This window comes from Brevibacterium sp. SIMBA_078, assembly GCF_046534565.1.
Lineage (GTDB): Bacteria > Actinomycetota > Actinomycetes > Actinomycetales > Brevibacteriaceae > Brevibacterium.
Window position 1 is genome coordinate 1 of record NZ_JAWRYQ010000005.1, and the last position, 26,911, is coordinate 26,911.

The 26,911-nt window shown below is 57.8% G+C and carries 25 protein-coding genes and 1 pseudogene; 14 read left to right on the forward strand and 12 right to left on the reverse strand.

Annotation, left to right across the window (positions count from 1 at the left end):
* The first annotated feature begins 161 nt into the window (after positions 1-161).
* From SB749_RS17075 to SB749_RS17090, 4 genes are all read left to right on the forward strand, one after another.
* Complete coding sequence (locus SB749_RS17075) at positions 162-665, forward strand: helicase associated domain-containing protein (RefSeq protein WP_410711358.1); 504 nt, start codon at positions 162-164, stop codon at positions 663-665.
* A 270-nt stretch (positions 666-935) separates the two neighbouring features.
* Positions 936-2,912 carry an AAA family ATPase gene (locus tag SB749_RS17080; RefSeq protein WP_410711359.1) on the forward strand — a complete coding sequence of 659 codons (1,977 nt, stop codon included), beginning with the start codon at positions 936-938 and terminating at the stop codon, positions 2,910-2,912.
* Between the two features lies 1 nt (position 2,913).
* Positions 2,914-4,023, forward strand: a complete 1,110-nt coding sequence (locus SB749_RS17085; RefSeq protein ID WP_410711360.1) for a 5-methylcytosine restriction system specificity protein McrC — start codon at positions 2,914-2,916, stop codon at positions 4,021-4,023.
* A 630-nt stretch (positions 4,024-4,653) separates the two neighbouring features.
* Complete coding sequence (locus SB749_RS17090; protein ID WP_410711361.1) at positions 4,654-6,621, forward strand: ATP-dependent nuclease; 1,968 nt, start codon at positions 4,654-4,656, stop codon at positions 6,619-6,621.
* Positions 6,622-7,265: 644 nt separating this feature from the next.
* Here the strand turns inward: SB749_RS17090 and SB749_RS17095 are convergent.
* Positions 7,266-7,418: pseudogene (locus SB749_RS17095) on the reverse strand (VOC family protein); the annotation flags it as partial.
* Between the two features lie 762 nt (positions 7,419-8,180).
* On the opposite strand from SB749_RS17095, the gene SB749_RS17100 reads away from it, so the two are divergent.
* Genes SB749_RS17100 through SB749_RS17130 form a run of 7 tightly spaced genes read left to right on the forward strand, consistent with a single transcriptional unit; the run spans position 8,181 to position 13,154 of the window.
* The gene (locus SB749_RS17100) at positions 8,181-8,501 is read left to right on the forward strand and encodes a 2Fe-2S iron-sulfur cluster-binding protein (protein WP_410711362.1); all 321 of its coding nucleotides are present in this window, start codon (positions 8,181-8,183) and stop codon (positions 8,499-8,501) included.
* Positions 8,501-9,739: an NAD(P)/FAD-dependent oxidoreductase gene (locus SB749_RS17105; protein ID WP_410711363.1), complete on the forward strand. Its 1,239-nt coding sequence runs from the start codon at positions 8,501-8,503 to the stop codon at positions 9,737-9,739. The genes SB749_RS17100 and SB749_RS17105 overlap by 1 nt, the downstream gene beginning before the upstream one ends.
* A 34-nt stretch (positions 9,740-9,773) precedes the next feature.
* Complete coding sequence (locus tag SB749_RS17110) at positions 9,774-11,120, forward strand: aromatic ring-hydroxylating oxygenase subunit alpha (RefSeq protein WP_410711364.1); 1,347 nt, start codon at positions 9,774-9,776, stop codon at positions 11,118-11,120.
* On the forward strand, positions 11,117-11,917 hold the full coding sequence (locus SB749_RS17115; protein WP_410711365.1) for an SDR family NAD(P)-dependent oxidoreductase: 801 nt from the start codon (positions 11,117-11,119) through the stop codon (positions 11,915-11,917). Before SB749_RS17110 ends, SB749_RS17115 begins: the two co-directional genes overlap by 4 nt.
* A complete protein-coding gene (locus SB749_RS17120) occupies positions 11,914-12,492 on the forward strand; it encodes a 3-phenylpropionate/cinnamic acid dioxygenase subunit beta (RefSeq protein ID WP_410711366.1) in 579 nt (192 codons plus the stop codon). The genes SB749_RS17115 and SB749_RS17120 overlap by 4 nt, the downstream gene beginning before the upstream one ends.
* A gap of 32 nt (positions 12,493-12,524) precedes the next feature.
* Positions 12,525-12,701, forward strand: a complete 177-nt coding sequence (locus tag SB749_RS17125) for a hypothetical protein (protein ID WP_410711367.1) — start codon at positions 12,525-12,527, stop codon at positions 12,699-12,701.
* Positions 12,702-12,710: 9 nt separating this feature from the next.
* Positions 12,711-13,154 carry a hypothetical protein gene (locus SB749_RS17130; protein WP_410711368.1) on the forward strand — a complete coding sequence of 148 codons (444 nt, stop codon included), beginning with the start codon at positions 12,711-12,713 and terminating at the stop codon, positions 13,152-13,154.
* A gap of 192 nt (positions 13,155-13,346) precedes the next feature.
* Here the strand turns inward: SB749_RS17130 and SB749_RS17135 are convergent, their stop codons facing one another.
* Positions 13,347-14,114: an IclR family transcriptional regulator gene (locus SB749_RS17135; RefSeq protein ID WP_410711369.1), complete on the reverse strand. Its 768-nt coding sequence runs from the start codon at positions 14,112-14,114 to the stop codon at positions 13,347-13,349.
* Between the two features lie 164 nt (positions 14,115-14,278).
* Here SB749_RS17135 and SB749_RS17140 point away from each other — a divergent pair, with 164 nt between their 5' ends.
* The gene (locus SB749_RS17140; protein ID WP_410711370.1) at positions 14,279-15,541 is read left to right on the forward strand and encodes an MFS transporter; all 1,263 of its coding nucleotides are present in this window, start codon (positions 14,279-14,281) and stop codon (positions 15,539-15,541) included.
* Between the two features lie 339 nt (positions 15,542-15,880).
* On the opposite strand, the gene SB749_RS17145 is transcribed toward SB749_RS17140, so the two are convergent.
* The 10 genes from SB749_RS17145 to SB749_RS17190 form a co-directional block, all read right to left on the reverse strand.
* Positions 15,881-16,939 (reverse strand): hypothetical protein, encoded by a 1,059-nt coding sequence (locus SB749_RS17145; protein WP_410711371.1) that lies wholly within the window; start codon positions 16,937-16,939, stop codon positions 15,881-15,883.
* 301 nt (positions 16,940-17,240) lie between these two features.
* Positions 17,241-17,510, reverse strand: coding sequence for a hypothetical protein (locus tag SB749_RS17150; RefSeq protein ID WP_410711372.1), 270 nt, complete (start codon positions 17,508-17,510; stop codon positions 17,241-17,243).
* Between the two features lie 1,074 nt (positions 17,511-18,584).
* A complete protein-coding gene (locus SB749_RS17155) occupies positions 18,585-18,920 on the reverse strand; it encodes a metal-sulfur cluster assembly factor (RefSeq protein WP_025778421.1) in 336 nt (111 codons plus the stop codon).
* A complete protein-coding gene (gene sufU, locus SB749_RS17160; protein ID WP_410711373.1) occupies positions 18,913-19,392 on the reverse strand; it encodes a Fe-S cluster assembly sulfur transfer protein SufU in 480 nt (159 codons plus the stop codon). The genes SB749_RS17155 and sufU overlap by 8 nt, the downstream gene beginning before the upstream one ends.
* Before the next feature lie 16 nt (positions 19,393-19,408).
* A complete protein-coding gene (locus SB749_RS17165) occupies positions 19,409-20,659 on the reverse strand; it encodes a SufS family cysteine desulfurase (RefSeq protein ID WP_410711374.1) in 1,251 nt (416 codons plus the stop codon).
* Positions 20,659-21,417 (reverse strand): Fe-S cluster assembly ATPase SufC, encoded by a 759-nt coding sequence (gene sufC / locus SB749_RS17170; protein ID WP_410711375.1) that lies wholly within the window; start codon positions 21,415-21,417, stop codon positions 20,659-20,661. The genes SB749_RS17165 and sufC overlap by 1 nt, the downstream gene beginning before the upstream one ends.
* Positions 21,418-21,443: 26 nt before the next feature.
* Positions 21,444-21,767, reverse strand: coding sequence for a non-heme iron oxygenase ferredoxin subunit (locus tag SB749_RS17175; RefSeq protein WP_407645271.1), 324 nt, complete (start codon positions 21,765-21,767; stop codon positions 21,444-21,446).
* The gene (gene sufD / locus SB749_RS17180) at positions 21,764-22,939 is read right to left on the reverse strand and encodes a Fe-S cluster assembly protein SufD (protein WP_410711376.1); all 1,176 of its coding nucleotides are present in this window, start codon (positions 22,937-22,939) and stop codon (positions 21,764-21,766) included. The genes SB749_RS17175 and sufD overlap by 4 nt, the downstream gene beginning before the upstream one ends.
* A gap of 40 nt (positions 22,940-22,979) precedes the next feature.
* On the reverse strand, positions 22,980-24,410 hold the full coding sequence (gene sufB, locus SB749_RS17185) for a Fe-S cluster assembly protein SufB (RefSeq protein WP_039207512.1): 1,431 nt from the start codon (positions 24,408-24,410) through the stop codon (positions 22,980-22,982).
* A complete protein-coding gene (locus SB749_RS17190; protein ID WP_410711377.1) occupies positions 24,407-25,126 on the reverse strand; it encodes a helix-turn-helix transcriptional regulator in 720 nt (239 codons plus the stop codon). Before SB749_RS17190 ends, sufB begins: the two co-directional genes overlap by 4 nt.
* 137 nt (positions 25,127-25,263) lie before the next feature.
* Between SB749_RS17190 and SB749_RS17195 the strand changes: the two genes are divergently transcribed.
* Both SB749_RS17195 and SB749_RS17200 read left to right on the forward strand, forming a co-directional pair.
* Entirely contained in the window at positions 25,264-26,181 is a 918-nt protein-coding gene (locus SB749_RS17195; protein ID WP_410711378.1) for an ABC transporter ATP-binding protein, read from the forward strand.
* Positions 26,178-26,909: an ABC transporter permease gene (locus tag SB749_RS17200; protein WP_410711379.1), complete on the forward strand. Its 732-nt coding sequence runs from the start codon at positions 26,178-26,180 to the stop codon at positions 26,907-26,909. The genes SB749_RS17195 and SB749_RS17200 overlap by 4 nt, the downstream gene beginning before the upstream one ends.
* Positions 26,910-26,911 lie beyond the last annotated feature (2 nt).

A 26,911-nucleotide genomic window follows, 5' to 3' on the forward strand; every position in this document is an offset into this window, starting at 1 on the left:
TCCGAAACAAGCAACCTCCTGACCAGGAGGAATATGCTCCGTGGCCCCGAAAACCTCATCTACTTGTGCAAGTCAGGCGACACGTAGCTATTCCTTCTTGTAGGAGATGGGCTATCGTGCAGCTATGTGAGGACTGTTGAATCTTAGGTATTCTCTTTAGCATGGGCCGAGGCAGAGTCGACTTCTCGCGCGGAATCAATCGCCTGTCGTCATACGCCCGCGCCCACGGCCATGCAAACCCCAAGTCAGGTGAAATCTGGCTGGGATGGACCATCGGTTTGTGGGTTTCCAACTTGAGACTCAAATTCCGAACAGGAAAGCTGAGCGAAAATCAAATAGCCGAGGCCGAGGCCATAGGCGTCAGGTTTAGTCCGCCGTATCGAGATCCCAAGCCGAAACCCCCGACTCGTGCAGAGCGCCGAGAATCAGACCTCATTCTTCGGCTTACTAGCTTGGAACCGTTCTACCGCGAACACGGCCACATCAATATTAGGCAGCTGTATGGAGTCGATGGTTGGTCGGGTGCAGGGCGATGGATCGCAGCGCTTCGCGGGAAATACAAGCGAGGAAGTCTTCCCGAGTCAGTGATCCGGAAGGCCGAAGCCATGAACATTAAGTGGGATATGCATAGCGGACGACAGCAGAACCAGCGTCTCGATCACTAGTGCTAGTCATCGCACGAAGTAGGCGAGAGTTTCTGCGCACTCGGGGGTGCAGGTCGCATTATTCTCGTCATTACAGAGTATGCAAGCCTCGAAGTTGCTCGACCAAGGGTCCGGTGAATCGGCTCGCGGAACGAGTTTTGGATTTAAGTCGGCTAGCTTGACGCTACCGGCAACCGGAGGCACTACACCGCGTTGGCGAATCAACGGGTGCCCTAAGTTCAACCACTCGTATAGACCGATCGTCTGCCCCCCGGCCTATATGGTGTTGCTATGACTCCTTGGACACCGAAAAAGCTAGCGAACTTGCTAGGCGTTGCTTCGAATGAACACGTCCGACAGCCATTACGCGAACGAGCTCCGAACCGACCTGCACGCAGTCGCTGGTACCTGGACCGGGACGACGTCGCCTTCGTCGGAAGACACAACGTCGATCTCGGACGAGTTAGTGCAGACAAAGTTTCCGAAGTCCTCGAACTGTTCGACAACGAACGTGACGAGCAGACCGGCGCTCATGGCTCGTTCGACGTTGAACCACCCGAGTTCACTGTTCTTGACCACGAGGGGCCGGTCATACGCGAAGCCGAACATCTCCTAAATGTCGCCCGAAATGGCGGCTCCGTGCTCACCGATCACAACGTGTGGACAGACGCGAATATCAACGTGATCTTTGAACGCTTCGTCAAGCAGCCGGACATCTCTGGATCAGACTTCTTCACCAAGCTCGATGCACAACTCGCTGGAGTCGACGACGACGCCCGGGTACTTTTCGCCGAAGTATTCCTTCTCCAGATGCTCCCCATCTCCCAGTTCCGCATGGAAACGAAGATCGGCAACATCGAACGCGTGCTCCGAGATACCAAAGTTGAGTACGAGATTACTCCCGGCATCATCGAAGCATTCGAATCACCTGTCTTTGGAGGTGGAGTCGCCTTTGCAATTCGCCGCTTCCAGCAACTGTCCATGCTTATCGAGTTCATCCGCTACCTCCGCGCTCTCTCGGACGACGAATGGGATGATGCTCGCGAAGATCCGTTGGCGTGGCGCGAGCTCGTTATGGGCTCACCTGGAACTCCTGAACCCTCGTTGCGGGGCTCGCTTATCTATCTCGGTCACCCTGAGTATTTCTTCCCCATCGTCTCGGAACCTCACAAGCACCAGATCGTCGATGCTTTTTACCCTGAATGGACGAAACGATCGGCGACCGGCGACGTCGATGTCGACCTTGCGGCGCTCCGGGATTGGATGTCGCCAGAGGCAGGCACCACTCCCAATTTTTACAGTGAACCGCTCGATTCCTACTGGATGTACTTCGACGAGGACGAGGACGACGAAACTGTTGCCGAAGATGTACTGCCTGAGGCTGCCGAATACACAGTCGAGTCCATCCTCAAAGACGGTGCCTTCCACTCCGCCGTCGATCTACGCGCTGTCATATCACGCTGGTCAGCGACGAAGAACGTAATCCTGCAGGGTCCACCTGGAACCGGCAAGACCTGGATAGCCCGCAGACTTGCCTTCGCCCTCATTGGTCGCAAACTAGACGAAGCCGTGCGTTCGGTTCAGTTCCATCCCGGAACTTCCTACGAGGACTTCGTAAGAGGCTGGCGACCAGGCAGCGATGGAAAACTCGATCTTGTCGATGGACCCCTGTTGCAGCACGCCGAGCGAGCCCGAAACAACCCTGATGTCGAACACGTACTCATCATCGAAGAATTCAACCGCGGAAATCCGGCACAGTCGCTCGGCGAAATGCTCACGCTTTTGGAGAACACAAAACGCAGTTCTCGAGAAGCCCTCGAACTCACCTATATGTACGACGACGAGCCGGCCTACTTCCTTCCAGAAAATCTCTATGTCATTGGCACGATGAACACCGCGGACAGATCACTCGCCTTGGTGGACTTCGCACTGCGTCGACGGTTCGCATTTTTCGACCTGGCTCCACAACTTAACGATGCGTGGGTCAACCACCTCAAAGACCGATTCCGTGCAGAGCCTGGTTCCCGCATCGACGATGCTTCACGCCGAGTCACGGCAATGAACCAAGAGATCGCTGAGAACCCTGGACTAGGTCCGTCCTTCAGGATTGGGCACTCGTTTTTCGTGCCCGAGAAGGAAGCCAGCGAGTTCACGCCGTGGTTCAGGTCCGTCGTTGAATCCTCCGTCGCTCCGCAACTCGCGGAATACTGGCATGACGATCCCGAGACCGTCGATCGTATAGTCGAACAGCTCCTGTCGGGGTTCTGAGGTGTTCGTCGCTGGCGAAGGTGCCACACGCATAAGCGTTCGAAGCGTTTGGTTTCTCCTCCTCTATGCCTCCGACCTTCTCGACAAGCTAACAGGAGAGGACCGCGAGAGTTTGCTGCGGGGAGAGCACGATAACGACCTGCTCGACGCGCTTGCGGTAGTTCTTGCGATGCGCGTCGAGAAACGTGCACGAGGCATGCTTGCGCGCGGATACCACCGCCGGATCCAACCACTAAACCGTGTACGCGGACGTATCGATCATCTGGGAACGGCACGAGGTCGGCTGATGGAATCCGGACGTGTCCTGTGCCGTTACGACGAACAGACTGTAGACCTACCCCGCTATCGGTACATGCTCATTACGTTGCGTCGGGCCGCTCGTCGTGCGGTTTCCGCCGACGTACGCCAGGAGTGCCTGACCACGGCTCAAATGCTCGAGAGAAGCGGCGTCTCCCCCATCGACCCGACCGCAATAGAAATGTCCAAGGCGCAGTTCGGTCACTTCGATGCCGAAGACCGCACTCTGCTAAGCCTCAGCCGACTAGTCAGAGACATGTGCGCGCCTGAGCACTCTCCTGGTTCCGATGAACTGCCAATGGTCCTGCGCGACGAGAGCGCCCTGCGCAGCCTGTTTGAGAGAGCAGTTCGCGGGTTCTATCGCTATCATCTTGGCCCAAGGGGATACACAATCCGAGCAGAGAACCGTCCATGGCCGGCCGAAGGCGAACATGCCGATGTCGCGTTCCTTCCTCGGCTCAATGCCGACGTCGTCATTCGAGGCTACGGGTCCCAGACGATCGTTGAGTGCAAGTTTGCGCCGATCTTCACCTGGCATAAGAGCAAACCTATGCTCAAGCCGGACTATGTGCGCCAACTGTTCTCCTACGCCACCGTGTTCCGCAACGAATTCGACGGAGAGACTCGAGCAGTGCTCCTGGGCGCGCTTGTAGCCGGTTCGCCTGGACACGATCTCAAAATGACAATCGAAGACATCCCATTCGCTGTGCGCCAGATCGATCTGTCGGAAGGGCCCACTACGATCCGTGCAGCGTTGTCAGGGGCGCTCGGACTCCCGCCATCAACGATCGATAATATCCATTACAAGGCATAATCTGGCCGAGATAGCCGCCCAGTGATCACTAAGCACCTAAAATGAACATTTTGTGTGACGCCGCGAAGATGAAGGCTAACTTTCGAACTCTGTCTCCATCGCCCGTGGGGCAGGTCTAGCTGCTGGGCCGATTACTCATGCGCGATCAGATAGATAGTGTCGAATCTTGATAGAACGGTGTCGACGCGGCACTCAATGCAAACCCAGTTGGACCTCGTTCGCCGCTGGAAAGACCGTTGATTATGAAGCCCTCGGCAAGGCGGTTATTGCCAACAGTGTCAACGCGCCTTGGCAATACCCCGTCAGGACAGGATCCACCTACATCTTGCAAGCCCAAGTCGCCCTCACGTCTGCGAGGCGGTGCACCAGGGATAAAAGGTCGACAGAGTGTCGATTTCCCTAGCTTGGCACCGCTTCACTATCGCAATTGTTCGTGCCAGACTTTCCCGAATCTACAGATCTGAGTGCTGGGACATTGCCAATGTGTTGCTGCCAGCTGAGTTCTGTCCGAGTGACGCTGTTGAAACTTCGAGAACAGCTCAATTCGTAAATCTGTCAACACCATGGCAGACTTCAACTACGCCCCACGTCGAGGTGGAGGTGATAGCGTGAGAGCGGAGAAACTGACCGATGAAACTTACTGATGTTTCAATTCGTAACTACCGTTGCATACAGAAACTTGATTTGGCGATCGACGACTATACCGCACTCGTCGGCACGAACGGCGCAGGGAAGTCTTCAGTACTTTATGCGCTGGATTGGTTCTTCAACGGCCACGATTTAGAAATAGATGACCTCACACAACGTGGGGGCAAACCACTCGGTTCACAAGTTGAAGTCACAGCGACATTCAGCGATCTGACGAATCGCGATCGCGAAATCCTTCGCGAGTATGGGAGAAGCGAGCGGGCTACCTTTCGACGAACCTGCACACCCGGACAGAAAGGCACCAAAGTAGTCGGCCGTGCTATGCAAGGTCCTGGCTTCAGCAATGTTCACAACGCAAAAGGGATCGCTGACATGCGTTCAGCATACAGAGCGCTCGCTTCAGAGCTAGACGGTCTCGAAACTTTAACAGGATCTTTTTCAAGGGATCAGGCAAAAGCCGCTCTCGCCGATTGGGAAGACAACCCCGATAACGAAAGCCAATTGGTCCCGGTTGATAATATTGACGCAAATCATATGTTCGGAATCAACGGCACCAATGCGATTCGTGAATGCATCAATTTTGTGCTAATTCCGGCCGCAACCGATATGCAAGCGCAGTTTCAAGATGGTGCGCGAGGCGCAGCTATAACTGAACTTCTCGGGGCCCTGGTAAAAAATGCCGGCGATCAAGCGCGTGACGCCTGGATGGAGGAGAACAAAGATCTTGTAACCCAACTCAACAGAAGCGTAGAGAAAGGAGTAGAGAAATCTGTTTCTGAACAATCAAAACGAATCAATCAGCACTTACAAAAGACGGTACCTAACGCAAGCGTGAAGTTCAATCCGTCCGTCCCGACATGGACACCGAAGAACGAAGCCTCGATTTCTACTGCCGTGACGGTTGACGGTATTACGAATGATATTGCCCGCCAAGGTCACGGCGTCCAACGGTCAATATTGATAGCTCTCTTCCAGTCCCTGGTCCCGAACTCCCCGGGCGCAACTCACGCAGATACGGAAGCAAACCAGGAAAATGATGCCCCTACGGAAGAAGGCAGCGAACGCACTGGTCCGGCGCTAATAGTATCCATCGAGGAGCCGGAGATCTATCAGCATCCCATTCGAGCGCGCGCGTTCGGTCGAGTACTTAGTGAATTATCAAACCAGCAACTTACGCAGGTTCTGATCGCCACGCACAGTCCGTATTTCGTGCCACCCAAAAAGTTTGGTTCGATTCGCCGATTCCGCACTGATGGCGGATTCACACGACCGTCGTCAACTTCTATCAGTCTAGTGACCGAACAAGCCAACTCAACTGCTGCACAAGTACAAAAGACAGTCGATAAGCAACTTCCTACGAATTTCTCGGAAGGGTTCTTTGCGGACGCAGTAGTCGTAGTTGAGGGAGATACGGATCGCGCAGTGCTCGAAGCCCTGGCAGAACGTTTGAACACGCCGCTCGACGAGCGTGGCATATCAGTACTCGAACTGGGCGGAAAGGGAAGCTTGAGAATCCCGTACCAGATGCTTTCATCACTTGAAATTCCGACCTATCTGATTGCAGATGGAGACGCAGATGGCGCATCGCGAGTCAAAGAGAAGGCAGGCGAGGATATCGACGAGAGACGGCGAAATGTAAATGAGAGCCATCGGAGTTCAACCGAGAAACTTATTGGGTGGCTACCACCGGCCACGGCGAGTCAAGGATTTTGGCCATATGCTTACGGTGCCCCCTCAGTTGTTACAGACAAGTTTACGATCTGGCGTGATGATCTCGAGACCGAACTAGGTCAGTGGACTTCTTTCGTCAAGGCACTCGAGCATAACAATGGAAAGTTGCGCCAAAAGCATGCCATTACATACCGACTAGCAGTCCAAGAGGCCAAAATGTCCGACGTCCCTTCTTCATTAACGGGTCTCATCGACGAAATCTTGAAGTTTTCATCGTGAGTAGAGTCTCATACGTGAACAGCTTGAGTCCTTACAAAGCCGCTCACCATCCGAATCTTCATTACGTAGATGGACAAATACCTATCTTGCACCTGCTGCACCATCTACGATGGGTAGGTCCGTACGTCAGATTAAGGGTAGCCCACGCAGACGAAACTATTGTGCTGTAATCCATAGGCAACGGTATCTCCCCGTTGCTTGCGTGGAGTTTCAGTATGTATCTATATGATTGAGTCCAATCCTAGGTGGCATTAAGCCAGCGATGCTGTACACGAATACAACGTGTAGGTCGATAAAGAATAATTCACAGAAAGCTACGAGTTCGAGGACGGGTCAGCCAGTAGGTCACTAAACCTTTCAAGCAGCCATGCAGCCGTCAAAGTCGACGAGGTCATTGGACCTGTGCAGTCAGTTCGACCCGCCATTTGATTGACATTCAAGTAGCGAAGGACCCACCCGACGAAGTCGAGTGGGTCCGAATGTTGAAAACATATTACGTCGGGCTTTGCTCGTTCACAACTTGTTCCTCCCCGGCGGCAAGTACGACGACTTCGACATGGCTACGCCAAGGCGGGAATCAGGTGATGAACGAATCGTCGCACACCCTAAGAGCGTGACAGTGTAGAAACTGGTGAAGTCGGTTCTCAATTTTGTGGGCGCTCGTTGAACTGGAGCTTGTGGCCATCGGGCGCGTCAACCGTCGCGTATGTCCCCCAAGTTTCGGGTATTACTTCGGAGGTCCTTGCGCCGCGGGCACGCAATTGTTCAACTGTGGCCACGACATCGTCGGCAATGAACGTTAGGAATGCGCCGTCGCCAGGTTATTTTCCGAATGTTTCAGCCGAAGCGAGCACGATTGATGTCTGAGCATTACCGGGCTTGACCTCCAGCCAACGCGAGTCTTCATCCATATCTGCATCCATGACAACGTCGAAGCCAAGAACGTCTCAGTAGAACTCCAGCGCGGAGTCTTGATCGCTAACGTACAGAATGGCCGAAGCTACTGCGGTGATCATGTGTCTGAGGCTACCGACAGCCGCTCTGTTGCACCACAGCGCGACAATTCGAGTGGATAAACGTCTAATGTCGCTATCCGACGTCCGCTCCCCCACAACGCGCCCCACCGGTCGTGACGAATCCGAATCGATGGCGGCTCGACCACCTGATCGCTTAAGAAGGCAGGAAATTTATCGAGGCTCAGATGTCTGTGGAGCCAAGCCGAAACGAAACTGAAGATGAAGCGCAGCACCGTCGCCTAGGCCTCGATTACCAACTCCTTTAGTTAGACAACACCAACAAGGTGTTTTCAAGCCTGATCACCTCAGCGCCGGCCGGAAGGCCGGTAAAACCCACCGGGCTGTTCCTAAATCGTCTCGAGGTGTTCTGACCTTGGATCTCCTGCACCGAAGCGTCTACTGCTGAAGTACCCAAGACAGTTGACTTCAACATCACGCGCCATTATGGTGAAGTAATCGCCCAGCGAGAATCGATAATCACTCTGCGATAATCTAATGAGAGTGAGTTTACCGATTCGCCATTCAGAGTCGATTGGAGAACTCATGCCCAGAGTTGTATATGTCAGCCCCGATGGGGGCCAAACGGCCGTCGAAGCCGAGGGCGGCACGAGCGCCATGCGCGCTGCTCTCATCGGTGGCGTCCGGGGAATACTTGCTGACTGCGGCGGCGAGGCCGCTTGCGCCACCTGCCATGTCTATGTGGATGAAGCGTGGACGGAAAAGGTGGGCGAGCCAGGCCTTGACGAAGACGACATGTTGGATGTCACAGCCTGCGAGCGAGGAGCGAACAGTCGACTCTCCTGCCAAATCGATGTAACAGATGACCTTGATGGTCTCGTGCTCAATCTTCCTGAGGAGCAGTAATGACGGGCTTGGTGGTTATAGGCGCAGGTCAAGCTGGAGCTCAGCTGGCAGTTTCATTGCGGGAATCCGGATATTCAAAGCCGATCACAGTCATTGGCGACGAAGTGCACGCCCCATATCAGCGTCCACCTTTGTCCAAGGACTTCTTGCGGGGCGAGCTCTCGGAGTCGCAGCTGTATTTCCGAGGCTCCGAGGTTTATCGGCGCGAAGACATAACCTTGCGCCTCGGTGCAGCTGTCAAATCTGTCGATTGCGCAACCCACTCGATTCAGCTGGATGACGGTTCTGATCTTTCGTACGACTCCTTGGTATTTGCCACAGGAGCTCGAGGACGAGAACTTCCCTGGGAACATGACATACCGAGCAACGTCTACGCGTTGAGATCCCTCGACGATGCAATTTCGTTGCAGGACGTGCTGACGAAATCCAAACATGCGCTCGTCATTGGAGCCGGCTTCATCGGTCTTGAATTCGCTTCTGTCGCGAGGGCCAATGGGCTCGATGTGACAGTCGCAGAGATGGCTGATCGTGTCATGGGACGAGCGATTTCACGACCGACTTCGGACCACTTTGCTAGTCTGCACAAAGCAGACGACGTGCATCTAGTTCTCGGTAGCGGCGTGAGCGAGTTTTCGTATGACGCAGATGGCAAAATCTCCGGTGCCTGGCTAGAAGGGCAGTTCACCCCGGTTGACGTCGTGGTCGTCGGAATCGGAGTCCATGCCAATTCTGAGCTCGCCGAGGAGGCTGGGCTTGAGGTCAAAAACGGCATAGTCGTCGATCGGAACCTGCAGACGAGCGAACCAGGCATTTATGCGATCGGAGATTGCGCGAGCTTCCCGGACCCTCAGTCCCAGGAACTAGTCCGTCTGGAGTCCGTACCGAATGCGGCAGAACAGGCGAGGTATCTCGCTCGAGTACTGACCGGTGAGACAGCCGAAGGTTACGGCTTTGTGCCATGGTTCTGGAGCCTCCAAGCCGGGGCCAGACTCCAAATTGCAGGATTGTCGCGCCCCGACGACGACGCCGTGGCTCTTGCGTCAGCAGATCCGCACCGCTTTTCCATCGGCAGGGTGAGAGAAGGCAGACTCGTCGCCGTTGAGTCGATCAACCAGCCGGGTGAGCATATGGCGGCTAGGAAGATCCTCTCCCGCTCAGCTCAGCTCTCCCTCGAGGAAATCACCTCACCGGGCTTCTCTCTCAAGCACGCTGCGCGAAACGAAACCGCGACAGTTTAGAACCTACTCATCGTAAAAATAGAAAGGATTGCCAATGCCAGCGATCAATCTTGGACGTCAACCAGTAAACGTCGACGGACTCATTGATACCGAGAGCGGCTACATCAGTCGTGAACTGTTTGTTGATCCAGCGGTTTTCCATCAAGAGCTGAAGAAGATCTATACTCGCTCCTGGCTCTTCGTGGGACACGAGAGCCAGATACCTGAAAACGGTGACTTCTTCACCTCGCGGATGGGCGATGAGTCAGTCATCATGTGCCGTGACAAGCGCGGCACCGTCCAGGTGTTCCTCAATTCCTGCCGCCATCGTGGCATGAAGGTGTGCCGTTACGAATCGGGAAACACATCATTGTTCACGTGCCCTTACCACTCGTGGACCTATACCACCGACGGCAAACTCCAAGGTGTCCCGCAATACCGCACTCTGTACGACGGTGTACTAGATCGTGAGAAGAACTCGCTCGTCTCAGTGGCGAAACTCGAAATCTACAAGGGAACCATTTGGGCAACTTGGGATGCAGACGCCCCCGACCTCATGACCTACCTGGGCGATGCGAAGATACACCTCGACCAAGCACTTGATTGCCGAGATGGTCGCCCAGGCGGTTCTGAAGTCATCGGCGTCCACAAGTGGATTTTTCCCGCAAATTGGAAGTTCGCGGCCGAAAACTTCCTCGGAGACACTTACCACAACCCTAGCCACCGCTCCGTCGACCTGATCGGCATTGGCCCAAGCGCAGCCTCAGGCAAAAAGGGGCGACGGGACGACGAGCTGGAAAAGGCGCAGCACATCTGGGTCAGCTTCGATCAGGGACACGGAGTGCACTCTGCCGTGCAACCGACCCTGAACGAATACATCGAGTCATTCCTCGATCAGCCGGTCCTCGAAGAGTACTTCCGCCATTGCTTCGAAGAGCGAAAGGCCAGGCTCGGAGAAGAAGCACGACTGCTTCCATTCGTCGGATCAATCTTCCCGAATGTCTCTTATCACGGACGTCAGCCCCGCAATCTCTGCGTCTGGCACCCCCAAACAGCGACCTCGACTGAAGCCTGGCGCTTCTTCCTTGTCGACGCCGACGCCCCCGATGAAGTCAAAGACTATCTGCGCCACTACTACATGCGGTACTCCGGACCTGCGGGCATGACCGAGCAAGACGACATGGAGAACTGGCTTTACGCAACACAGTCCAGCATGGGCACAATTGCTCGGCAGTACCCCTTCAACTACCAGCAATCAATGAATCTGTCACAGCCGGAATACGAGGGCTACCACGGTAACATCACGCTGCAACCCACCGAACAGATGGCGCGTGGATACTACCGATCGTGGGAACGCTATATGCGTGGAGCAGGCTGGGACGAACTACTGGGGAACGCATGACCGATATGCGCACAGTCATTGTCACCGGCGGCACTTTTGGGCTGGGCCGAGAGATGTCTCTTGGTTTGGCACAGAAAGGCCACCGAGTAGTCGCCGCCGGGATCGACTCGAAACAGGTATCAAGCACGGCCGACGGCTCCGTCTCCGCGTTTCGTCGTGAAGTCGAAGACAGCGGACTGCGCACCATTGAAGTGGTCGAAACCGATGTGAGCGACGCAGACCAGGTAGACGAGCTGGCTCGGGACGCGATCACTCGATACGACCGAGTCGATGCACTCGTGAACAACGCAGCTATCGGTCCGCTTGGCACCGTACTGGACACTGAGGAAGCCCTTTTCGAACAGGTGCTTGCGGTGAACCTCAAGGGGCCATTCCTCACCTCGAAAAGCTTCATCCCGCATTTCGCCGAGCGAGGAGGCGGATCGATCATCAACGTGGGCTCAGGAGCTGGCTGGGGAAAGCCCAACATGTCGGCATATGGGGCCAGCAAAGGCGGCCTCGCCACCTTGACCACTTCCATGGCATACGACTTCTTCCATGATCGAATCCGAGTCAACCTACTCATCCCTGGAGGAGGAGGTATCGCTGGAGGCATTTCCTTCGGCCGAGTCGGAGAAGGCGGCTCACTAGTAGCCGCGACCGGGTCCGTGGCTGGACGACCTGTAAACGGATACGACATGGCTGAGACTGTGGACTTTCTCATCGGGGAGAGCGGAACCACGATCTCAGGGTCAGTAATTGATCTCGGCTGCTTTGCGAATCAAGGCGGTCGAATCCAGGAGAAAGGAAACGAATGACTGACGGGATTGTCGCTGATCAGTTAGCGAAACAGATTGACACGAGCAGCGGGAACTATTCTCGACTCAAATCCGAGATAGAAGATTTCTACTATTCTGAGGCGGATCTGCTCGATAGCAGAGACTTCAAAAAGTGGCTGGACCTATTCACCGAGGATACTCTCTACTTCATGCCGATTCGGCGGAATGTGAAGTTCGGCCAACAGGCCGAACGAGAGAATACGAAGCAGGGCGAGGGCATGCACTGGTTCGACGAAGGCAAATGGACTCTCACTAAGAGAGTCGAACAGATTCTGACCGGAGTGCACTATGCCGAGGAGCCTCTGTCGCGAGTGACTCACATGATCACCAATGTTCAACCACTTCGGGACCGTCAGACCGACAACGGACGAGAGCTCGACGTGAGGTGCCGCTTCTTGGTCTACCAGAACAGGGTGCAATACGAGACCTACTTCTTCGTCGGACGTCGTACCGACAAGCTGCGAGAAACCGAAGAGGGGTGGAAGATCGCACGCCGTGAAATCGTCCTCGATCAGAACATACTCCTAGCGAAGAATCTCACCACGTTCTTCTGAGCAATCACAGGACCCAACAGCGAGGAAACACAGTGATAAACACTTTCTATCTCAAGCCCGGCGACCGTATCATCCATGTCGACGGACGCACAGTGACCGTCACGGACAATATGGACGAGGGCCAATGGATCGAAGCTGTCGAAAGCGACGGCGAAGCACCGGAACTAGTACATAGCCAAGACATTGTGGACTATGCAAAGGAACAGTGAGGTCTAAGTATGTTCCGTTTCGAGTTCATGTCCAGTGATTTCAATCCGCTGTTCTTGTTTCTCGGCGACGCTGAAGAACTCAAACAGTTCGCTGCGGTATTTCGAGACTTCGAGCAGAATCCCCGGGTAATCAGCCTTCGGGAGACATTCCCAAATGCGGAGGGTCGGGCGTCTCTATGGCTGGTCCATGCGGAAGGAGATGATCACCCTTATGGCCTTCGGGCTGCAGAAGGCAATGACACATTCACCTGGTGCCTCAACGTATGGCAAGCGGGTCAGGTGGCGAAGAGAATCGACGCATTGACACCAGAAGAAATGAAGTCGGGCAATGACATTCTTGAGTTCGGCCTGGAAGGTGAGATTCCCATCAAAGTCTCCCGGGGCGAGTTCACCGAGAATTTCCTCACTCCGAAGCACCACCTACATCCGGACTACATACCGCCGGGGACCTGAAACACGAGGCAGAATCAAAAAGGGGCTCGCCTCATTTCATTTGTGGATAGGTCGCATTAGCCTTAAGCCGAGGCGAGCTCCTTGACGATAAATTATTGCCCAGGTCGATCTTGCATTGAAAAGAGGAAGCCGGTTGCCAGTAGTTTCGCAATGTGTCGTTGCGATCCTACAAAAAAGGCAAGGCCCTCACGATCAGGGCCGGCTTTGCCCTCCCCCTAGTGCAGTAGCGATTTCAGCTGCGACTTTGCATACTGAGTCTCGCACAAGCTCCTCTTTCTCAGCATCGATGCGGACCGTCGGGCACGGCACAGAGATTGTGGCAATTACCTCGTGCGACACCTTGACGAGTGCAGCGGCACTCCATACTCCCTCGTCAATCTCAGCGCTACTCGTTGCCCAACCAAGATCTCCTGCACGCTGAACATCATCGAGGAATTCTTCGATCTCCACCGTAGGTTCCTGCTCGCCTTCAGACAGTATTTGCTCTACGTAACTACGTCGCTCCTCTATGGATAGGCCGGACAGGAGCAGATGGCTACTAGCGCCACGAAGCGCTGGCATTCGCTGACCGACTTCGAATGAAAGACGCAATCTGCGACTAGCCTCCACACGGTAGGTGCACACTGGTTTGCCAGAGATGAGTTGAACAAGAAGGACGGTTTCCCCGAGGTCCGCGCTGAGCCGTTGCAAAAACGGAGCGGCGACATCAATAGTTGAGTTCGCATTTCGAGCGGCGCTTGCGAGGCCGGCCATCCGCATCGTCAACCGATATGCATTATTGCCCGCCTCAGAGACCAGCCCTATATCTTTCAGCATTGCCACGTAACGGTGCGCAGTGGGCAAAGGAATCGCCGTAAACTCCGAAATCTGTTTGATCGTAGCAACGGGATATTCCTCGAAAGCAAACAAGACATCAATTGTCCTGAGTGCACTTTCAGAGCCAGTTCTTTGCTGTTTCATTGAATTTCCTTTTGCATTGCGGAGACATTTCACTTGACAGCGAGATGCACGGAACATAACGTAATTATCGCATACAAATAACACTCTATCACATACTGATAATGATGCAACGATGCATTGCAGAAACTCAGTAGTCGGGAGAAGTAATGCCCATAACCACAAGTGTGGCCAGTTCGAATGAAACACCTGTCTCTGGATACCGCTGGGTCATCCTTATCGCTGCGTGGCTGTCGTTCACACTCACATCAATTGATCGCTCCACATGGGGTCCGGCGTCCATCTTCGTAGCCGATGACCTCACAGTTCCACTGGCAAGTCTCGGAGCATTTGCCACCGCTTATTACATCGGCTACGTAGCTTCAAACGCACTAAGCGGATTTCTCACAGACGCATTCGGCGGGCGCATCATGCTCGCAGTCTCCTTGTTTGGAGCCGGAGCTGCAATGTTTTGCTTCGGCTCGGTAAAGTCCGCGGCTCTCGGCATTGCCATCCAGGCCGTGGTCGGCCTCTTCGCCGGCGCAGACTACTCCGCTGGAGTCAGGTTGATCACCAGCTGGTTCCGAACAGACAAACTTGGTCTCCCCCTAGGTATATTCACTACCGCCACATCTATCGGCACTGCGGCTGCCAACATCGTCGTCCCCGCACTGATTGCTCAATCAGGCTGGGAGCTCTCCTATCACCTCTTCGGAGGAATCTCGATTGTTATTGCTATTGCGCTGATCTTCATCGTCCGTTCCGGACCGTTCCTACCAAAAAAGGAGGTAGGTGGGGAAGGCCGTCGAGGACTCGCGCTTCGACCACTGGCCAAGAACCGGAACTTTATTCTTACTTGCCTGGCCGGCTTCGGAGCTTTCTGGGGCCTCTACGGGTTCATCACTTGGTCCAACACCCTGATGATCAAAGGGTACGACCTCGGCTCTGGGACCGCTGGCACAGTCGTTGCCATCGTCGCGATCAGCGCCATCTTCTCCAAGCCAATCATCGGCTTCGTCTCTGACCGCTTCTTTGGCGGAAGTCGAAAAGCCCCATCTCTTATATTATTCGCGTTGTTCGCTGCGGCGCTGATCACCTTCGGCAACCTGAGCACAGCGACAGCATTCATTATCGCTGCCCCGTTCCTGGGCATAGTCGCCTATGGCTGGTCGCCACTCCTGGTCTCCCTCGTACCTCGATTGGTTAGTGGTTCGGTAACCGGCGGCGCATCGGGACTAGCGAACGCCACATGGCAGCTGGGCAGTGTATTCGCACCGCTCGCAGTGGGTGCTGTCTTTGCCGCATCCCAGTCATTCAATGCCGCGTTTCTGACTCTTGCCGCAGGACCCATAGTTGGCATTGTGTTCTTAGCGATGGTTCGTGAACAGAAAGCGACCATGCCTAGTTCTGCCTCGAGAACGGCACAAAAGATGAAGACCGCTAAACAATGATCTGTATAAGTCCGTTCCGTGTAGGTGACTTCTAAGGACTCCTGAGACGTGTACACGAACGATCAAACGCCAGCGGTCAACGTCCGGGCGACGCTTGCAAGAATGGTGGTGGACCTGCGCTAGAGCCTCAAAACTCACAGGGCAGCATCCGGTTAGTGGTCTCGGCAATTCCTATCTGAGACTCCTACTTATGGGAGAGAGTGTTCGAGACTGGGACGTCCACGCCTTACGAATGGGCGTGGGCGTCTCAATTAGGTGGTGTCTACAAGACGGCGAACGGGAGGGACTGATGCAGGGTTTGGTGACAACATGGAAGCGTGAGACAACCGTCAAACACCCTTACGCAAGGTCAAGGCGTCCCGCATGGATCTTCGTCGGGCTCCCGATGTTGTCTCCGGAAATAGTGATGCACTGCATTCCCGGCTGAGCCTTGCAGTAGGGACATTCAAACTCGATTGCCGCCGCGTTCGCTGGCGACAACTTGTTCTTGCTCCGCTCGCTGTGGAAGTGTGCAAGACCAAGCAGGACACTCGACATGGCGATGCCTTCTGTTCCGAAGAAGTGCACCAGATAGGTTGGCAGACTGTACATCACAAATGTGTAGACGATAGAGCGTGATGCGATGTTCAGTTCAGCGATGACTCGACTTGAAAGCTCTGGGTAGTGGTCTTGCCACCAGGTGCTGAATCCGGCCAGCCGGCGGAAGACAGCTTCGAGGATGGGGTCCTCGACATCAGTATTAATGTCCGAGCCCGTCGTCGCCTGGGTATCGTCGTGCTCTGGCTCTGCAAGCTCTGTGTTGTCATGGAACTCGGTGAGTATCGATTCGATGACCTCGTCGCTCAATGAAGTTGCCAGAGCGGCCCCGGTTTGAGTTATGGCCTGCGAGATTTTGTTCAGGCTCGATATTTGAACAGTCGAGGTGATGCCTTGCCAGTCAACGCCGCTGTAGACCCCCTTCCACCACTCCTGCTGGTCGATTCTTGCTCCGGCGATTTGGGCCACCACAGACGAGGTCATCGTCGACTGGACCTTGTCCATCCATGCCAGTGTGTTCACCTTTGGATAGACATTAGTGAGCCATGACAGCGTATCGACTCTCGGGACGATGTCGTTCAGGAAACTATGGGTATTCAGTTGCTTGAAAACATCGCTGATGGAGTCCATGGTTGAGGGGTGTGGCAGCACGTTTGCGAACCACTGAAGGTTATCCAGCTTCGCGTAAGACCGATTCATCAAGCCCAACTGTGTCGGTGTAGGAATGGTGCTCTTGAACCACGCGGTGTTGTTCAATGCAGAGAATTGACCGGCGAATGTAGGACGAGCGATGTTTCTGACGATGCGTCCGAGGTCATCGTTGGAAGATTCATCATCATCCGATGTGAGAGTCGCGTCCATGAGACTACTATGCCGTAAGTGACAGTGATTTAGTACTTCATGCATTAGTGGTTCGTCGCCGACTCAGCTTGCTCTTCGCGAAGCTCAAGGCCAGGGCCTTCCAAAAAGAAGTAGTAGTCCCCGGTTGCTGTTTGACGATGAATGTAACTGGGAGAGATCTTCGCATCTTCATCAGGTGATCTGCATGACGACGACCTTGAACTGCGGCAGAGATGAATGGCTGTTTGGAAATAGCCACAACGGGAACACTGGTGCGCAGCGGACGATTCGTCAAAAGCCCACTGCACACCAGTCCTTGTCACTACTTGAGTTTTACCTTGATGCTGGTGCCCTTACTGATGAGGGTGGCATAATCGGTGAGCTCCCGATCTGAGAATGAGCCGCCAAGTTTCATCGACTCTCGCTTGAGCGCAGATTTGACCGCAGCGACCGGTTTGCCCGAGTACTGCTTAGTGAGCGAGTCAAACAACTTCTGCCACTTCTGGGCAAGAGCTTTGATCTCGTCTTTCAGCAGTTTCTTCAGCTCACGGTCGAAGTTCCTGGAGAAATCGATCGTCACAGAAGAACCCATCGTTACACTCTCTGCTTGATCGTCTTGCCGGGGTGACGCTCAGCTGTCGACTCTTTGACGAAACGACCGGTCGATGCCGAACGATTGACCGACGTCTTGTTCGACGTCCCGCGCCCCACTCGTTCAGTCACTGTTGTGGGGACGGGCTTCGACGGGCTGTCGAAGCCTTGACGAATCGCCCTGTACGAGCGCTCCTACTGACGGTGCGTGCCATCTGGCACCACCTCCGTTCTGGACCGTGGCCCATTGCGAGCACTACCTACGGAGCTGATAGTCTCGATATCCTAGTGTGCCAACTAGACATCAAGCCCTGGACAGCTCCTCCCCCGGAGATTTCCGGGGCTTCGGTGCTCTGAGAACTATTGTAGTGAACACGGCTGACACGAGATTGGTGTTTCGTCCCCAGTTTCGCTTCAGGGAGAGCGGACTGGGCCAAAACCCCGCATCTATCCCGCACTTTCAGTAACAGCCCATGAAAGTTCCCGATAGCCAAATGGACTCCTCACCTGGGACGACCAAAGTTGTTGCTATCCCGCAGAAACTCCTGATAGCGCGGAACTCTTACTCGAAAGGTCACCGGACGGATGGACTTGCTCCGGCCGCGGGCTCGTTGCCACCCCGAGTTGAGGGCGACTCATCAATGGAAAGATCGCTTGAATAGCGTCTAATGTCACAACCTCAGCCAAACCAAAGTCAAGGTTTCAACAGTGGCATCCAGAACACTCTGATACTGATGCGTTCAGTACCCGTGATCACCCTCAGGCACCCTCAGGCACCCTCACGAACCCAGATACTCGCACCGTGATCTTCCTGGTCAAGTCCCCACGAGCACCTCCCAGCACCCCACATAACTCCAATCACCGCCCGAAAAGGCCAAAACACGCACAAAACCCCGCACAGTGGACAGAAAATCGACAAATTTCGCTGCGCCAACGCAAGAGTGCGGCCCAAGCCTGGGAGCTATAGCGAAGCGACCCGGAGGGCCGAGAAGGAGTCCTATGAAGGCAATACACTGGGCATAAGAAAGACCCTCTGACCTGCGGTTATGCAAGCCAGAGGGCCATTCCTTACTACTCAGATGTTGAAGCCGAGGGCACGCATCTGTTCGCGGCCGTCCTCGGTGATCTTCTCCGGACCCCATGGCGGCATCCAGACCCAGTTGATCCGGTAGGCCGGCACGATTCCCTCGAGCGACTGTGCGGTCTGGTCCTCGATGACATCGGTCAGCGGGCAGGCCGCCGAGGTCAGGGTCATCTCGATCACGGCAGTGCCGTCGTCTTCGACCGAGAGTCCGTACACGAGGCCGAGATCGACGATGTTGACACCGAGCTCGGGATCGACGACGTCCATCATCGCTTCGCGCACTTCGTCGACGCTGGCATTCTGCGGTGCGTCAATGACTTCAGGCATTGTGTTTCTCCTCACGAGCTGCTTGTGCTTGGTTGAGTGCGTCCTTGAACGCCATCCATGCCAGGAGAGCGCATTTGATCCTGGCCGGAAACTTCGACACTCCGGTGAACGCCGCGGCGTCCCCGAGAATCGACTCATCCGCCTCCATTGTCCCACGGGAATGCATGAGTTCGTGGAACGCGCCTTCGATCTCGAGCATCTGCGGGGCGGAGGATTCGGCGGCCAGCTCCGACAGCACCGAGGCCGAAGCCATCGAGATCGAACAGCCGTCGCCGGTCCACCGCACCGCGATCGTGCCGTCCTCACGCAGTTCGGTCTCGAGCTCGATCTCATCGCCGCACGTCGGGTTCACCTGATGCGAATATCCGTGCGGTGACGATGCTGCGTCACGGAGCAGTTCGGTGTTGCCGATGCGTGCCCGCGACTGGTCGAGGATGACCTGCTGGTAGAGCTGCTGCATCTGTGTGCTCATCGCTTCGCTCCCCTCCTCACGCGACTCCGAAGAAGGGCCGCACTTCCGCCAGAGCAGAAAGGAAGCGGGTGCAGTCTTCGACGTTGTTGTACAGGTATGTGCTCGCCCGCGTCGAGGCGGTGACTCCGAAACGGCGGTGCAGCGGCTGAGCGCAGTGGTGGCCCACCCGCACGGCGATGCCCTGCGAGTCGAGATACTGTCCGACATCGTGGGCGTGCACGCCGTCGACGTCGAAGGCCACAGTTCCGATCCGGTCCTCGGCCTCGCCGAGGATGCGGATTCCGGGGATCTGGCTGATCCCGTCGAGGAGGACTCGGGCGAGTTCCTTCTCGTGCTCGAGAATATTGTCCAGCCCCACCTCGGTGAGGTATCCGATCGCTGTCGCGAACGCCGCCACCTCGGCGACCGGCTGAGTGCCGGCCTCGAAGCGCTGCGGAGCGGGCATGAACTCGGTCTCGGCCATGGTCACCGTGGTGATCATGGATCCGCCGGTGAGCACCGGCGGCAGAGCGTCGAGCAGTTCGGACTTGCCCCACAGCGCACCCAGACCGGTGGGGCCGAGCGCCTTGTGAGCCGAGAAGGCCGCGAAGTCGACATCGAGGTCGACGAAGTCCACGGGCATATGCGGAACGGACTGGCAGGCGTCGAGCACGACGTAGGCTCCGACGGCGCGGGCCCGTTCCACGAGGCGGTCGACCGGGTTGATCGTGCCGAGGACGTTGGAGACGTGCGTGAACGCGAGCACCTTCGTCGATTCGTCGACGATCGTGTCGAGATCGGTCAGGTCGAGTTCACCGGAGTCGGTGACCGGCAGCCAGCGCAGCTGTGCTCCCGTGGCGGCGGCCAGCTGCTGCCACGGCACGAGATTCGCGTGGTGCTCCATCTCGGTGACGACGATCGAGTCACCGGGGACGAGGGCGAAACGCTCTGCGTCGTCTCCCCCGAAGCCATGGCTGGCCCGATCCATGCCGAGGGCCACGATGTTGAGCGCCTCGGTGGCGTTCTTCGTCCAGCACACCTGTTCCGGTGCCCCGCCGACGAGTCCGGCAGCGGCGATCCGACCGTTCTCGAAGGCGTCGGTGGCCTCGACGGCCAGGGAGTGTGCGCCTCGGTGGACGGCGGCGTTGCGCTGCTGGAAGTACTCGACGAAGGTGTCGATGACGCACTGCGGCTTCTGCGATGTCGCTCCCGAGTCGAGATACGACAGCGGCGACTCCCCGACCCTCACATCGAGGATCGGGAAGTCGCCCCTCAGACGTGAGAACATCAGACGCCGGCGGTGAAGAAGCGGTCGTAGCCTTCGTTCTCGAGGCGTTCAGCCAGTTCCGGTCCGCCTTCCTCGGCCACCTTGCCCTTGATGATCACGTGGACGTGGTCGGGCTTGATGTAGTTGAGGATGCGCGTGTAGTGGGTGATGAGCATGATGCCGACGTCGGTGGCGTCCTTGACGCGGTTGACGCCTTCGGACACGATGCGCAGCGCGTCGACGTCGAGGCCGGAGTCGGTCTCGTCGAGCACAGCGAACTTCGGCTTGAGCATCTCGAGCTGCAGGATCTCGTGACGCTTCTTCTCGCCGCCGGAGAAGCCTTCGTTGACGTTGCGCGAGGCGAAGGCGGGATCCACGCGGAGGTTCTCCATAGCCTGCTTGAGGTCCTTGGTCCAGTTGCGCAGCTTCGGAGCTTCACCGTCGATGGCGGTCTTGGCCGAACGGAGGAAGTTCGTCACGGTCACGCCGGGAACCTCGACGGGGTACTGCATGGCCAGGAACAGTCCGGCCTTGGCACGCTCGTCGACGGACATCTCGAGGACGTCCTCTCCGTCGAGGGTGACCGAACCGGAGGTCACTTCGTACTTGGGGTGACCGGCCAGGGCGTAGGCCAGGGTCGACTTGCCGGAGCCGTTGGGGCCCATGATGGCGTGGGTCTCGTTGGAGTTGATGACGAGGTTGATGCCGTTGAGGATGGGTTTGAGACCGTTTTCGGTGTTGACACCGACGTGCAGGTCTTCGATCTTGAGAGTGGACATAATGATCCTTCTTCTTCGGTCTTGAGTCAGTTCAGGGTGGTGTTCGGGTCGACGAGGATGCGGCCGGCGATCTCTTTGCAGTCATAGACCGCGACGGGTTCGAACGCCGGCGGATTCACCGGCTTGCCCGTGGTCAGGTCGAACTGCGAGCCGTGCAGCCAGCATTCGATGGTGCAGTCCTCGACGTCTCCTTCGGCCAGCGACACCTCACCATGGGTGCACAGGTCGTCGATGGCGTGGATCGTGCCGTCGGAGTCGCGAGCGATGCAGATCTCGAACTCGCCGACCTCGATGCGCATGGTGCCGCCGGGGGCCACCTCGTCGGTGGCCGCCACGTCGATCATGGTCACAGAACACTCCGGGACAGTTCGTCCTCGATGCGTTCGTTGAGCACGCCTTCGATCTCGGGCACCTGGATCTTCTGGATCACTTCGTTGAAGAATCCGCGGACCACGAGCTGACGAGCGACGTCCTCGGGGATGCCGCGGCTCATGAGGTAGAACAGGTGCTCCTCATCGAAGCGACCCACCGAGGAGGCGTGGCCGGCACCGGCGATGTCGCCGGTCTCGATCTCGAGGTTCGGCACCGAGTCGGCGCGGGCGCCATCGGTGAGGATGAGGTTCCGGTTGAGCTCGTAGGTGTCGATGTCGAGGGCTTCGGGACGGATGAGCACATCGCCGATCCACACGCTGCGCGCGTCCTTGCCCTGCAGAGCGCCCTTGTAGTGGACGTTCGACTGAGCCTTCGGCGTGTTGTGGTCGATGTAGGTGCGGTGCTCGAGGTGCTGACCGGCGTCGGCGAAGTAGAGTCCGAGCAGTTCGGCCTCTCCCCCGGCTGCCGAGTAGCGCACGTTCGTGTTCAGGCGCACGACGTCACCGCCGAGGGTGATGTGGATGTGCTTGAACTTCGCGTCCTTGCCCACGATCGCATCGTGCTGACCGAGGTGCTGGGAGCCGTCTTCCCACAGCTGCAGCGAAACGAAGGTCACGTCCGCACCATCGCCGATGACGAGGGAGACGAGCTCGGAGTACCGGGCCAGTCCCTCGTGTTCGACGACGATGGTCGCCTTCGAGTTCGCGCCGACGGTGACGACGACATGGCCGTGGCCGAGTGCCTCACCGGTGCCGTCGGCGTGGATGATCGCGGCCCGCTCGAGTTCGGTGTCCGCGGGGATCGAGTAGTGCGTCACCGCAGAGGCGCGGTTGGCGGCGACGGCCGCGGCCCGGTCCTCGGGCTCGAGGATGCCCAGTTCCTGAGCCGACTCGAGCGAGATCTCCTCGACGGACAGTCCCGCGGGCAGATCCGCCTCGAACTTCAGCTTCGCCTCGGTGGCGGTGTCCTCGAAGAACTCGCTGAACTTGCGGACGGGCGAGAAGCGCCATTCCTCCTCCCGGCCGGTGGACACGGGGAAGTCGGCGACATCGAAGCTGCGCGTGCGCGCATCGCGCTTCGAATCGGGCACCTGGACCTCGGAACCGTGCGAATGCTCGGAGAGGCCAAGCGGATTGGTGGTATCAGTCACAGATTTACTCCTTTGAGTGCAGTGGGCGCTGGGTCGGTTCTCAGCCGACCGCGCCTTCCATCTGCAGTTCGATGAGGCGGTTGAGTTCGAGGGCGTACTCCATCGGGAGTTCTCGCGCGATGGGCTCGACGAAGCCGCGCACGATCATCGCCATCGCCTCGGTCTCCTCCATGCCGCGGGACATGAGGTAGAAGAGCTGATCCTCGCTGACCTTCGACACGGTGGCCTCATGGCCGAGTGTGACGTCGTCTTCGCGGATGTCGATGTAGGGGTACGTGTCCGAACGGGAGACGTTGTCGACGAGCAGGGCGTCGCAGAGGACGTTGTTCGACGAGCCCTCGGCACCCGGGTGGACGTGGACGAGTCCGCGGTAGCCGGCACGTCCGCCGCCGCGGGCCACGGACTTCGACACGATCGACGAATGGGTGTGCGGAGCGGCGTGGACCATCTTCGCACCGGTGTCCTGGTGCTGTCCCTCGCCGGCGAAGGCCACGGACAGCGTCTCGCCACGGGCGTGCTCACCGGTGAGCCAGATGGCCGGGTACTTCATGGTCACCTTCGAGCCGATGTTGCCGTCGACCCATTCCATGGAGGCGCCCTCTTCGGCGATGGCGCGCTTGGTGACGAGGTTGTACACGTTGTTCGACCAGTTCTGGATCGTCGTGTAGCGGACCTTCGCATCCTTCTTCGCGATGATCTCGACGACGGCCGAGTGCAGGGAGTCCGTCTTGTAGATCGGAGCGGTGCAGCCCTCGACGTAGTGGACCGAGGAACCCTCGTCGGCGATGATGAGCGTGCGCTCGAACTGGCCCATGTTCTCCGTGTTGATGCGGAAGTAGGCCTGCAGCGGGATCTCGACGTGGACGCCCTTGGGGACGTAGACGAAGGAACCGCCGGACCAGACAGCGGTGTTCAGAGCGGCGAACTTGTTGTCGCCGGACGGAATGATCGACCCGAAGTACTCTTCGAAGATCTCCGGGTGCTCGCGCAGGCCGGTGTCGGTGTCCATGAAGATGACACCCTGAGCCTCGAGCTCCTCGTTGATCTGGTGGTAGACGACCTCGGACTCGTACTGAGCGGCGACACCGGCGACGAGGCGCTGCTTCTCGGCCTCGGGGATGCCGAGCTTGTCATAGGTGTTGCGGATGTCCTCGGGCAGGTCCTCCCAGGACGTCGCCTGTCCCTCGGTGGAGCGGACGAAGTACTTGATGTCGGCGAAGTCGATTCCGGTGAGATCGGCGCCCCAGTTCGGCATCGGCTTCTTGTCGAACAGACGCAGAGCCTTGAGCCGACGCTTGAGCATCCACTCCGGTTCGTCCTTGAGCTTCGAGATGTTGCGGACGACTTCCTCGCTGAGGCCGCGGGTCGCGGTCGCGCCGGCGTCGTTCTCGTCGTGCCAACCGTATGCGTACTGCCCGAGGTCTTTGAGCTCGGGATTCGCATCGATGATCCGATTTCCTGTGTCAGTCATCGTGAACCTCCTTGAGGTCGATCATTGCTGTGGATGAGTGGTCTGGTCAGTTCCGAAGTCGGAATGTGGGTGGTGCACACATGGTCGCCCTGCGCCAGCGACGACAGCCGCCGCACGTCGACGCCGAGGTAGTCGGAGAACATCGCGAGCTCTGCTTCGCAGATCTCCGGGTACTCCGCCGCCACGGCCTGGATCGGGCAGTGTCCCTGGCACAGCTGCATCGCCTCCAACGGGGTTCCGGCCGCAACCGGGGTCGCCGAGGCGGCGTACCCTTCCCGTGTGAGTGCGGCGGCGAGTGCACGTGAGCGAGACGCCACTGTGGTGCCGCCGCGCTTCTCGAGTTCCGGTCCGAGTCGCTCTCGCAGTCGGCTCACGAGGTCTTCTGTGAATCCGTCCACTGCCGATCGGCCGTGCTTGTCCTCCATGAAGCGCAGGATGTTCACGGCCAACTCGTCGTAGGAATGACTGACCGAATCGTGTCCGGCCGTCGTGACCACATAGTGCCGGGCCGGTCGGCCCCTGCCCGCCTGTTTGCCGGCGAGTTCACGGACCTCGAGGAGACCCTCACTCTCCAGCGCGTCCAGGTGACGACGGATCGCCGCGGGAGTCAGCTCGAGGGCTTTGGCCAAAGACGAAGCAGTGATCGGCCCTTCGTCGAGCACCGACTGGAATACCTTCTGCCGGGTTCGGCGATCTTCCGTGTCGTTTGCAGCCATAATCCACCTCCTTGACTAACACAACAATATTGTTGCGTAATTTGTTTCGTAAAACTAGGTGAGCCTAACCCCCGCCCGCATCGCGCGCGGACACCTGCGGTTTCGACACCGGTTTCGACGCGTCGTAGAATAGCCTGGTGTCATCTCCGGCCCTGACCATTCGCGGTCTCCAGTACTCCTACGGCACCCACCGTGTCGTCGACGGAATCGACCTCACGGCCGAGTCCGGATCCGTCCTCGGCGTGCTCGGACCCAACGGCGCTGGAAAATCCACGACCATCTCTCTGGCCGTGGGCACCCGCCGTCCCGACTCGGGCACGGTGGAGATCTTCGGACACGACCCCGTCACCGAACACGCGACGACGTCGCAGCTGGCCGGGGTCATGCTCCAGGACGGCGGCCTGCCGATGAGCTCGAAGCCCCTGCAGGTGCTGCGGCACCTCTCCACCCTCTATGAGAATCCCGTACCGGTCGACGAACTCGCCGATCCCCTCGGCCTCCACGACTTCGCCGGACGCACGATGCGCAGGCTCTCCGGAGGACAGAAGCAGCGAGTGGCGTTGGCAGCGGCCCTCATCGGACGGCCGCGCCTCGTCTTCCTCGACGAGCCCTGCGCCGGTCTCGATCCGCAGGCTCGCGAAGTCGTGCACAGCTTCATCCGCGATCTCGCCGACCGCGGAGTCGCCGTCGTCCTCACCACCCACGACCTCGCCGAGGCCGAGGAGCTCTCCGACGAGGTCGTCGTCATCGATCGCGGACGGATCATCGCGCAGGGAGCACCCGAGGAGCTGCGCAGCGCCTCCGCCGGGTCACGGTCGCTGACGATACGCCTCGACTCCGCCGTCCCCGCCGCTCTCGTCGATCGACTCACCGAGCTCGGTCCCGCCTCGGCGCAGGGCTCACTGATCTCCCTCGACGGAGCACCGACTGCGAGCCAGATCGCGGCTGCGTGCACTGCCGTCGCCGAGGCGGGCCTGCAGATCACGGACATCGGCATGCAGAGGCAGTCCCTGTCCGATGTATTCTTCGAACTGACAGGGAGGCCGTTGCGATGACATCGACCCGCATCGTCTCGCAGGCGAAGTTCGAGACCCTGTCCGTTCTGCGCAACGGCGAACAGCTGCTGCTCTCGATCATCTTCCCGCTGGGTCTGCTCGTCTTCCTCGCCAAGACTCCCCTGCTCACCGGACTCGGGGTCATCGATACCGGTGCCGATTCGCTGTCGATCGCCGTCCCCGGGGCGCTGAGCCTGAGCCTGGCCTCCAGCGCCTTCACCGGGCAGGCGATCGCAACCGCCTTCGATCGCCGCTACGGAGTGCTGCGGCAGCTGGCGACGACTCCGCTGGGGACGAACGGACTCATCCTCGGCAAACTCGGCGCCGTCATCGGCGTCGTTGCCCTCCAGTACGCGCTCGTCTTCGCCGCGGCGGCGATTCTCGGCTTCCGGGGCACCGTCGACGTCCTCGGACTCATCCTGGCCACACTGTTCGGCACCGCAGCGCTGCTCTCGCTCGGTCTGCTCATGGCCGGCACGGTGCGCGCCGAGGCGACTCTGGCGGTGACGAACCTCCTCTGGGTGCTCATGGCAGGCGTCGGTGGCCTCGTCATCGCGCATCCGGGAGAATGGGGAACGGTTGTGGGCTACCTGCCCTCCGGTGCGCTCGGCGACGCCATGCGATCCGCCATCGGACACGGCGGCACAGACATCAAGGCAATCATCGTGCTCCTGATATGGGGGCTTGTGGGAACGCTTGCGGCACGCAGGTGGTTCCGTTTCGAATGAGG

Excerpts from the sequence above, each read along its gene's own strand:
- sufB (WP_039207512.1), bottom strand. The coding sequence starts at position 24,410 with ATGACTGACACAGGAAATCGGATCATCGATGCGAATCCCGAGCTCAAA.
- SB749_RS17135 (WP_410711369.1), bottom strand. The coding sequence starts at position 14,114 with ATGAAACAGCAAAGAACTGGCTCTGAAAGTGCACTCAGGACAATTGAT.
- SB749_RS17100 (WP_410711362.1), top strand. The coding sequence starts at position 8,181 with ATGCCCAGAGTTGTATATGTCAGCCCCGATGGGGGCCAAACGGCCGTC.
- SB749_RS17120 (WP_410711366.1), top strand. The coding sequence starts at position 11,914 with ATGACTGACGGGATTGTCGCTGATCAGTTAGCGAAACAGATTGACACG.
- SB749_RS17200 (WP_410711379.1), top strand. The coding sequence starts at position 26,178 with ATGACATCGACCCGCATCGTCTCGCAGGCGAAGTTCGAGACCCTGTCC.
- SB749_RS17105 (WP_410711363.1), top strand. The coding sequence starts at position 8,501 with ATGACGGGCTTGGTGGTTATAGGCGCAGGTCAAGCTGGAGCTCAGCTG.
- SB749_RS17075 (WP_410711358.1), top strand. The coding sequence starts at position 162 with ATGGGCCGAGGCAGAGTCGACTTCTCGCGCGGAATCAATCGCCTGTCG.
- sufU (WP_410711373.1), bottom strand. The coding sequence starts at position 19,392 with ATGAGCACACAGATGCAGCAGCTCTACCAGCAGGTCATCCTCGACCAG.
- SB749_RS17155 (WP_025778421.1), bottom strand. The coding sequence starts at position 18,920 with ATGCCTGAAGTCATTGACGCACCGCAGAATGCCAGCGTCGACGAAGTG.
- SB749_RS17090 (WP_410711361.1), top strand. The coding sequence starts at position 4,654 with ATGAAACTTACTGATGTTTCAATTCGTAACTACCGTTGCATACAGAAA.
- SB749_RS17190 (WP_410711377.1), bottom strand. The coding sequence starts at position 25,126 with ATGGCTGCAAACGACACGGAAGATCGCCGAACCCGGCAGAAGGTATTC.
- SB749_RS17130 (WP_410711368.1), top strand. The coding sequence starts at position 12,711 with ATGTTCCGTTTCGAGTTCATGTCCAGTGATTTCAATCCGCTGTTCTTG.
- SB749_RS17110 (WP_410711364.1), top strand. The coding sequence starts at position 9,774 with ATGCCAGCGATCAATCTTGGACGTCAACCAGTAAACGTCGACGGACTC.
- sufC (WP_410711375.1), bottom strand. The coding sequence starts at position 21,417 with ATGTCCACTCTCAAGATCGAAGACCTGCACGTCGGTGTCAACACCGAA.
- SB749_RS17080 (WP_410711359.1), top strand. The coding sequence starts at position 936 with ATGACTCCTTGGACACCGAAAAAGCTAGCGAACTTGCTAGGCGTTGCT.
- SB749_RS17115 (WP_410711365.1), top strand. The coding sequence starts at position 11,117 with ATGACCGATATGCGCACAGTCATTGTCACCGGCGGCACTTTTGGGCTG.
- SB749_RS17145 (WP_410711371.1), bottom strand. The coding sequence starts at position 16,939 with ATGGACGCGACTCTCACATCGGATGATGATGAATCTTCCAACGATGAC.
- SB749_RS17165 (WP_410711374.1), bottom strand. The coding sequence starts at position 20,659 with ATGTTCTCACGTCTGAGGGGCGACTTCCCGATCCTCGATGTGAGGGTC.
- SB749_RS17150 (WP_410711372.1), bottom strand. The coding sequence starts at position 17,510 with ATGGGTTCTTCTGTGACGATCGATTTCTCCAGGAACTTCGACCGTGAG.